General features: G+C 41.0%; 8 protein-coding genes. 7 read left to right on the forward strand and 1 reads right to left on the reverse strand.

The window, feature by feature from the left end; translation table 11 throughout:
• The first annotated feature begins 45 nt into the window (after nt 1-45).
• From F0249_RS17225 to rplT, 6 genes are all read left to right on the forward strand, one after another.
• The gene (locus F0249_RS17225) at nt 46-333 is read left to right on the forward strand and encodes a helix-turn-helix domain-containing protein (RefSeq protein WP_171757317.1); all 288 of its coding nucleotides are present in this window, start codon (nt 46-48) and stop codon (nt 331-333) included.
• An 837-nt stretch (nt 334-1,170) separates the two neighbouring features.
• The gene (locus F0249_RS17230; RefSeq protein ID WP_171757318.1) at nt 1,171-1,890 is read left to right on the forward strand and encodes a hypothetical protein; all 720 of its coding nucleotides are present in this window, start codon (nt 1,171-1,173) and stop codon (nt 1,888-1,890) included.
• A 597-nt stretch (nt 1,891-2,487) separates the two neighbouring features.
• Nucleotides 2,488-4,416: a threonine--tRNA ligase gene (thrS, locus tag F0249_RS17235; protein WP_017052547.1), complete on the forward strand. Its 1,929-nt coding sequence runs from the start codon at nt 2,488-2,490 to the stop codon at nt 4,414-4,416.
• Between the two features lie 2 nt (nt 4,417-4,418).
• Complete coding sequence (infC, locus tag F0249_RS17240; RefSeq protein ID WP_084654942.1) at nt 4,419-4,970, forward strand: translation initiation factor IF-3; 552 nt, start codon at nt 4,419-4,421, stop codon at nt 4,968-4,970.
• Nucleotides 4,971-5,075: 105 nt separating this feature from the next.
• Nucleotides 5,076-5,270 carry a 50S ribosomal protein L35 gene (rpmI, locus tag F0249_RS17245; protein ID WP_017052549.1) on the forward strand — a complete coding sequence of 65 codons (195 nt, stop codon included), beginning with the start codon at nt 5,076-5,078 and terminating at the stop codon, nt 5,268-5,270.
• A gap of 39 nt (nt 5,271-5,309) precedes the next feature.
• Nucleotides 5,310-5,663: a 50S ribosomal protein L20 gene (rplT, locus tag F0249_RS17250; RefSeq protein ID WP_017052550.1), complete on the forward strand. Its 354-nt coding sequence runs from the start codon at nt 5,310-5,312 to the stop codon at nt 5,661-5,663.
• Between the two features lie 67 nt (nt 5,664-5,730).
• Here the strand turns inward: rplT and F0249_RS17255 are convergent, their stop codons facing one another.
• Nucleotides 5,731-6,693 carry an integron integrase gene (locus F0249_RS17255; protein ID WP_171757319.1) on the reverse strand — a complete coding sequence of 321 codons (963 nt, stop codon included), beginning with the start codon at nt 6,691-6,693 and terminating at the stop codon, nt 5,731-5,733.
• A gap of 240 nt (nt 6,694-6,933) precedes the next feature.
• Here F0249_RS17255 and F0249_RS17260 point away from each other — a divergent pair, with 240 nt between their 5' ends.
• The gene (locus F0249_RS17260; RefSeq protein WP_171757320.1) at nt 6,934-7,218 is read left to right on the forward strand and encodes a hypothetical protein; all 285 of its coding nucleotides are present in this window, start codon (nt 6,934-6,936) and stop codon (nt 7,216-7,218) included.
• Nucleotides 7,219-7,440: the final 222 nt, after the last annotated feature.

The following is a 7,440-nucleotide window of genomic DNA, read 5'->3' on the forward strand; positions in this document are numbered from 1 at the left end:
ATCAACAAGGCGAAAACGTCTTGAGTCTCAGAGAACTGTAATATCATGGCATTTTTACACCAAAACGCACCAATCAACGGTGCGCTCATGGCTGCTGCGCGTTGTTGTCCTCACCAAGTGGTGCGAGTGAAGCCAACCAAAACACAACTGAAAGTGCTTGATGCGATCAATGAAGGCGAAAGCGTGACAGCATTACAAGTGGCTGGGCAATGTGATTTGTCACCCAGCTTTACAAGTACGCTGTTAAAAGGGCTGGTTAGCAAAGGCTATCTCACAAGGAGAGGAGATAGCCGTTCGTTTGGAGGGGTGGAGTTTATCTACTCAGTACTATAGACATTAACGCGCCCATCTTGGGCCCATTGGATTTCTTGGTGTAGCTATCCTTGGTCTATGTTTAGACCAAAATATAATTCCAGTTATAGAATCAGAGTAGGTATATTGACGACATTCTGAATGGAGCAACTTGTTAGCTTCTGAAATACTAAGCTCTGAACCTGTCATCTGCTTATAATGGTTTATAAACTCAACAGTATTAAAGATTGTATTAGGGTATTTACTGATTATCTGAGAAATATTCATATATTATCCTCATAGTTGTAGTTTTGTCGCTCCTACTAGATCTTCAATGTATCGTGTTGTAGTGTGTTTTTCAATCAAATTGGTGGTAACTTGTTGAATTATAATATTTAACGCCGTTGCTACCACAGCCAAAATAGGTTCTTTCTAGTCCTACAGAAGTGCAAACGAGGCTGACTCTCGCGAAATAAAAATTTTTCGGCTCTCTAAGCCATCACCACCAAGATGATACTGGTGGCAAGTTCTTAAAGTGATTAGTTTTGCGTGATGCATAACGTTATATATTTTTTGAAATGAGCCTAAGTGATCTGAATGAAAGCAGGAATCAATAATAAAACTCATATTTTTGAGCGAGCCTACTGAGCGGAGAAGCTTGTTATTCTAATATATGAGAGAAAACTTAAGTGCAATATTTGAATGTTGATCATAATTTGTCCATTTGATTGGGATTTGAGTCTGGTAATATGCAATAGACAAGCGCTATAGGTTGTTAGTTGTTCATTGCTTTTGTGAATAACTGATAGAAAGGCAACAAGAGTAGGCCGCTAGTTGTTTGAATTACACTTATTTCACAGATTAAATAAAGGGTTTATTTTGAAAATTAAAACATTAAATAAAGCTGCTGTATTTGTGGCGTTCTCATTACTTACAGCATGTGGAGGGGAAGATGCTGGTGGTGGTGGTGCACTATATACCGACCCAGGGAAAACCACATCTTGGACCGAAGCACAAATTCAATCTGAAGTTCTGGCTGGTTATCACAGTGATACACTAGTGCGTTGGGAACCACCTATTGAAGTAAATACGAATGGTATTATTAGAGCAGAAGAAGCTTTAGATCGGTATGAAGCATTGTTAGGAGGTGTTGTTTTCTTTTCTAGAGTGACAAGTATACCTGAAAATGGCATTGTTTTTGTTGAAGGAGGGGCTAGAAACGGTGACGATAGCCCTGGTTGCGGAAATGTGAATAACACTCCAGAGCCAGATCGTTTTGTTACTTTCTCTGCGACACAAACCGCAGGGAACACATCACCACTAAAATACAATGGGCTTTATTATATTCATTTAGGCTCAAGTGAGTGTGATGATGAAGAAAATAGTAAAAAGCGAGGGCCTTATGCTTCAGCAATTGCTGAACATGAACTTGGTCATGTTCTTGGGGTAAATATGCATTTTGATGGTTTTGAAGGTAGTGAAGGGCTTGTTCACCCTAATTTCTTCAATGTTATGTATAACCTTTATGCTAACCCTATAGGGGCCAGCGAAAATGATCTTTCTATATCAATAGTTGAAGTTGGCCAATTTGGTGAGTAGTAGCTAATTTTTCTTTATGTCCATTCAAGTTTGATATGTCTGACATGTAGCGTTGGTTTGGTTTATAGCATTTGATAATATTTACGATTCAGTCAGCTTGGCTGAATCGTTTCTATTCAAAGGGGATTTGCGTCAACAAGGTTGCTCTATTGCACTTTATAGGTTAGATGTTAAGTCTATTATCAAACTTACTAAATCATAACTATTTTGATTGTATTAAACTGAAATAGACTGACTCTATTAATATTTAAAAATTGCGAAGCAATGCTGTTGGCATCACCTGCATTACAGAGCAAATATATCAATTAAAGGGCCAGCTAGGAGTAAAAGTTTTAATGCAAGATGATTTGTCCATAACAACGAACTAGTTATGACTTTTTGATATTTGAGTGTTCACCAATTTCATCTGCTGCATTGTTATTTCATTTCAATTCGCTACAATGCCCTGAGTATTTAGGAGGGTTCATCCGTACTTGTACCCGAATTTGTACCAAATCAATTAAACCCACTAACACTTTAACTTAACTCTTTGTTTATTAAAGTGTAAAAACTTAGCATGTGTCGCTTAGTGTGCGACACCACTGTAAAGGATAATATATGCCTGTAATTACTCTTCCTGACGGTAGTCAACGCCCGTTCGATGCTCCAGTTTCAACTCTAGATGTAGCCGCTTCAATTGGTCCTGGTCTTGCGAAAGCAACCATTGCTGGTCGTGTTGATGGTCAACGTGTTGATGCCTGTGATCTAATCGAAAATGATGCAAGCCTTGAGATCATCACTGCAAAAGATGAAGAAGACGGTTTAGAAATCGTTCGTCACTCATGCGCTCACTTGCTTGGTCATGCGGTTAAACAGCTTTTCCCTGAAGCAAAAATGGCGATTGGTCCAACCATCGACAACGGCTTCTACTACGATATCGATCTTGAGCATTCGCTAACCCAAGAAGATCTTGATGCCATTGAAAAACGCATGAAAGAGCTAGCGAAGACTAAATATCAAGTTGTTAAAAAGACGGTAAGCTGGCAGGAAGCTCGCGATGCTTTTGAAGCGCGCGGTGAGACGTACAAGATTGAAATCTTGGATGAGAACGTTTCTAAAGACGATCGTCCAGGTCTGTACCATCACGAAGAATACATCGATATGTGTCGTGGTCCACACGTTCCGCATATGGGTTTCTGCCAACACTTCACGCTATTAAACGTTGCGGGTGCATACTGGCGTGGTAACAGTGACAACAAGATGCTTCAACGTATCTACGGTACTGCCTTCCACGATAAGAAAGCACTTAAAGCGCATTTAACGCGTTTGGAAGAAGCGGCAAAACGTGACCACCGTAAAATTGGTAAGCACTTGGATTTATTCCATATGCAGCAAGAAGCACCGGGTATGGTCTTCTGGCACCACAACGGTTGGTCTATCTTCCGTGATCTAGAAGTATTTATTCGTCAAAAACTGACTGAATATGATTACCAAGAAGTAAAAGGTCCATTAATGATGGATCGCGTTCTTTGGGAGCGTTCTGGTCACTGGGACAAGTACGCTGAAGCGATGTTCACAACAAGTTCAGAGAACCGTGAATACGCGATTAAACCAATGAACTGTCCAGGTCACGTGCAAATCTTTAATCAAGGTTTGAAATCGTACCGCGACCTACCATTGCGTATGGCTGAATTCGGTTCATGTCACCGTAACGAACCATCAGGTGCACTACACGGCATTATGCGTGTTCGTGGTTTTACTCAAGATGATGCTCACGTGTTCTGTACTGAAGCTCAAGTGCAAGATGAAGTGAAATCATGTATTGAGATGGTTTACGATACATACACCACATTTGGTTTTGAAAACATTGTCGTTAAGCTATCTACACGCCCTGAACAGCGTGTTGGTTCTGACGAAATGTGGGACAAAGCAGAAGCAGATTTAAAACTTGCCCTAGAATCTATGGATATCGCTTACGAGATCCAAGAAGGCGAGGGCGCGTTCTACGGACCGAAAATTGAATTTACTTTGCATGATTGTCTGGATCGTGCGTGGCAATGTGGTACAGTGCAGCTCGATTTTGCACTTCCTGAACGTTTAGGTGCAACATACGTAGGTGAAGATAACGAGCGTCATACGCCAGTTATGATTCACCGAGCAATTCTAGGTTCACTTGAGCGTTTTATTGGTATTCTTATTGAAGAGTACGCTGGCTTCTTCCCTACGTGGTTGGCGCCAGAACAAGCAATTGTAATGGGCATAACTGACAAACAAGCAGATTATGTGCAAGAAATTACAAAAAAACTGCAAAAAAGTGGATTTAGAGTAAAAGCGGACTTGAGAAATGAGAAGATAGGCTTTAAAATCCGCGAACATACTTTGAAACGTGTACCGTATATGCTCGTTTGTGGTGACCAAGAAATGGAAGCCGGCGAAATTGCAGTACGTACCCGTAAGGGCAAGGACTTAGGCAAGTTTAAAGTGGATGACTTTATTTCATACATCCAAGCCGAAGTTTCAAGCCGTAAGCTCAATCTGGAGGAATAGCTATTAAAGGCGGAAGACGTGGCCAACAACCGGCCAATCAAAACCAGCACCGTTTAAATGGTGACATTCGTGGCGTACGTGAAGTTCGTCTAACTGGCGCTGACGGAGAACCCGTTGGTGTAGTTTCAATTGCTGAGGCACTTGAAGCAGCTAATGAAGCTGGTATGGATCTTGTAGAGATCAGCCCTAACGCCGAGCCGCCAGTTTGTCGTGTGATGGACTACGGTAAGTTCCTCTTCGAGAAGAGCAAAGCTGCGAAAGAGCAGAAGAAGAAGCAAAAACAGGTCCAGATTAAGGAAATAAAATTCCGTCCTGGGACTGATATTGGTGACTATCAGGTAAAACTACGCAACCTGACTGGTTTCCTAGAAGACGGCAACAAAGTGAAGGTAACAATTCGCTTCCGTGGCCGTGAAATGGCCCACCAAAGCATCGGTGTTGACGTTCTTAATCGTTTGAAAGCGGATACTGAAGAATTTGCAGTAGTCGAATCTTTCCCAACGAGAATAGAAGGTCGCCAGATGATTATGGTATTGGCGCCGAAGAAGAAGTAATTAAAGGCCTACAAGTAATATAGCGTCACTGCTGTTTACAGCGGTGACGTTTTATTCGCCCTGATTACTATGTTTATTAACAACTAACAATGCGGAGTCTTCATCATGCCTAAGATGAAAACCAACAAAGGTGCTGCTAAGCGTTTCAAGAAAACTGCTGGTGGCTTCAAGTTTAAGCACGCTACAAAACGCCACATCCTGACTAAACGTACTACTAAGAACAAGCGTCAGTTACGTCCAAATGCAATCTTACCTAAGTGTGAAGTTGCAGGTGTACTACGTATGATGCCATACGCTTAATTCTTTTTAGTTTATTTATTTTAGTTTAGGAGAGACATAATGCCTCGCGTAAAACGTGGTGTACAAGCTCGTGCACGTCATAAGAAAGTTCTGAAACAAGCAAAAGGTTACTACGGAGCACGTTCACGTGTTTACCGCGTAGCTTTCCAAGCAGTGACTAAAGCTGGTCAATATGCTTACCGTGACCGTCGCAACAAAAAGCGTCAGTTCCGTCAGCTATGGATTGCTCGTATCAATGCTGCATCTCGTCAAAATGGTCTATCTTACAGCCGTCTTATCAATGGCCTTAAGAAAGCATCAATCGAAATTGACCGTAAAATCCTTGCGGATATCGCGGTATTTGACAAAGCTGCATTTGCAGTACTAGTTGAAAAAGCAAAAGCAGCTCTTTAATTAGGCCGTTGTTTATGTTTTAAAAAGAGAGCGAAAGCTCTCTTTTTTTTCGTCTGTTACTTGAGATTTATAATCGAGAAAGAGGGCTGAGAACGCCATTAGCCCCACGTTCTAATACATGCGTGTAGATTTGAGTTGTTTTTACATCGCTGTGTCCTAGCTGCTCTTGAACGGTTCGGATATCGGCTCCTGACTCTAGCAGGTGAGTTGCGAATGAGTGCCGTAATGTATGACAAGTGACATTTTTATTTATCCCTGCATCTTTCGCTGCTCGCTTTACGGCCCTCTGTAAAGCCGTCTCGCTGATATGTTGTCGACGTGATAGGTTCGATTCAGGATCAATACTTGTTTTGCACGAGGGAAATAGGTAATGCCAGTTGAAATCTAAATCGGCATGAGGGTATTTCTCAGAGAGCGCGTTTTTCATCCACACACCACCGTAACCAGGTGTATTGATGTCTTTATCGTAATATCGTTTAGCAATTGATTGTTGCTCTTTTAAGATAGGGTAAAGTTCTCTCGCGAGGGTGACCGCCCGGTTTTTCCCACCTTTGCCTTGCCAAATCCGTATTAGCCCATAATCGTAATCAATGTCTTGAACTCGCAGTCGGACACACTCCATAAGACGTAACCCAGACCCATATAATAGCTGTGCATGAAGTTTATATTTAGGATCAATATGATTGAAAAAAACTTTGGTTTCGCTTGTTGTCATAACGACAGGCAACTTTCTATCAATGATCGACCGCTTAAAGTTGAGATCAAGCGTGATAGGAGCCTTGAAAATATCACGGTATAAGAAGTGAAGTGAATTAAGTGCCAATGCCTGTGTTTTTGCTGCAACTTTCTGATTAATGGCCAGGTCGGTAAGAAACCGTTCGATATCTTTGTCATTAAGTTTTGATGGGTGTTCCATATTGTGGAAAACAATAAACTTGGTTATCCAATGCACATAGGACTCAATGGTTCTAACGGAGTAGTGTCGTGTATGCATGTATTCTTTTATATGTAGCATGAATTGTGTTTTCATTTACCGCTCTTTGGTCTGTTTTTTTATACAGTGATTTAAGTCAGCGGCAATTAATAGGTACTAGGTGGCTTTTAGTTGTCTAATTGAGAGCATAAGCACACTGTTTAATACGCTATCTAACTGTTTTGCATAAATGTTTGTGTTAGCATACGGTAAAGTAATCTACAGGAAAGATGGCGGTAGCGTGGAAGAAAGGTTGCTAGAAGCTGTCTAGATAGCGTTATGTTTAATAGGAAAATTATGACTTCAAATGAAAAACAAGAAAGATCTTTAGCGCAAATAGAAGATACGTTTTATAAAACTCTGTCAAAGAATACGGTGTTCTCATCCATAAATCGTTCTGCGTCAGCTTTGGAGCATCTCTCGCAAAGTACTGATGAACTTGCGGAACAAATGGAAGATCTTAAAGAAGCATTTCAGGAATCGTCAAAATCATCTAGTAAAGTCGCGTTGGCATTGAACTGGCTCACAGGAGCTTTAGTTCTAGTCGGTATTGCTCAGGTAGTAGTTGCGTACATAAAATAAACATAACAAGCAATTTAAGAGGGATTCCCAACGCTTGGCATTTTTGCTTCTACTTCAATTTTAGTGGTTACGGTACAATGCTTTAGGCTGGGTGGTAGCGTTGCTCACCCCTTAATTGGGCGTTAGGTTGTTTCTCTGTAAGGGTACGTTTTTATTGAGTTCTAGTGGCGCCAAGTTAGTTTAAGTAGACTATTTTTAAATATAAATAGACGCTTATGGAGA

The organism is Vibrio sp. 03-59-1, assembly GCF_013114135.1.
In the GTDB taxonomy this organism is placed as follows: domain Bacteria; phylum Pseudomonadota; class Gammaproteobacteria; order Enterobacterales; family Vibrionaceae; genus Vibrio; species Vibrio cortegadensis.

Bases quoted from the DNA above. Each gene is read 5' to 3' on its own strand.
- F0249_RS17225 (WP_171757317.1), top strand. From the start codon at position 46: ATGGCATTTTTACACCAAAACGCACCAATCAACGGTGCGCTCATGGCT.
- thrS (WP_017052547.1), top strand. From the start codon at position 2,488: ATGCCTGTAATTACTCTTCCTGACGGTAGTCAACGCCCGTTCGATGCT.
- rpmI (WP_017052549.1), top strand. From the start codon at position 5,076: ATGCCTAAGATGAAAACCAACAAAGGTGCTGCTAAGCGTTTCAAGAAA.
- rplT (WP_017052550.1), top strand. From the start codon at position 5,310: ATGCCTCGCGTAAAACGTGGTGTACAAGCTCGTGCACGTCATAAGAAA.
- F0249_RS17255 (WP_171757319.1), bottom strand. From the start codon at position 6,693: ATGAAAACACAATTCATGCTACATATAAAAGAATACATGCATACACGA.
- F0249_RS17260 (WP_171757320.1), top strand. From the start codon at position 6,934: ATGACTTCAAATGAAAAACAAGAAAGATCTTTAGCGCAAATAGAAGAT.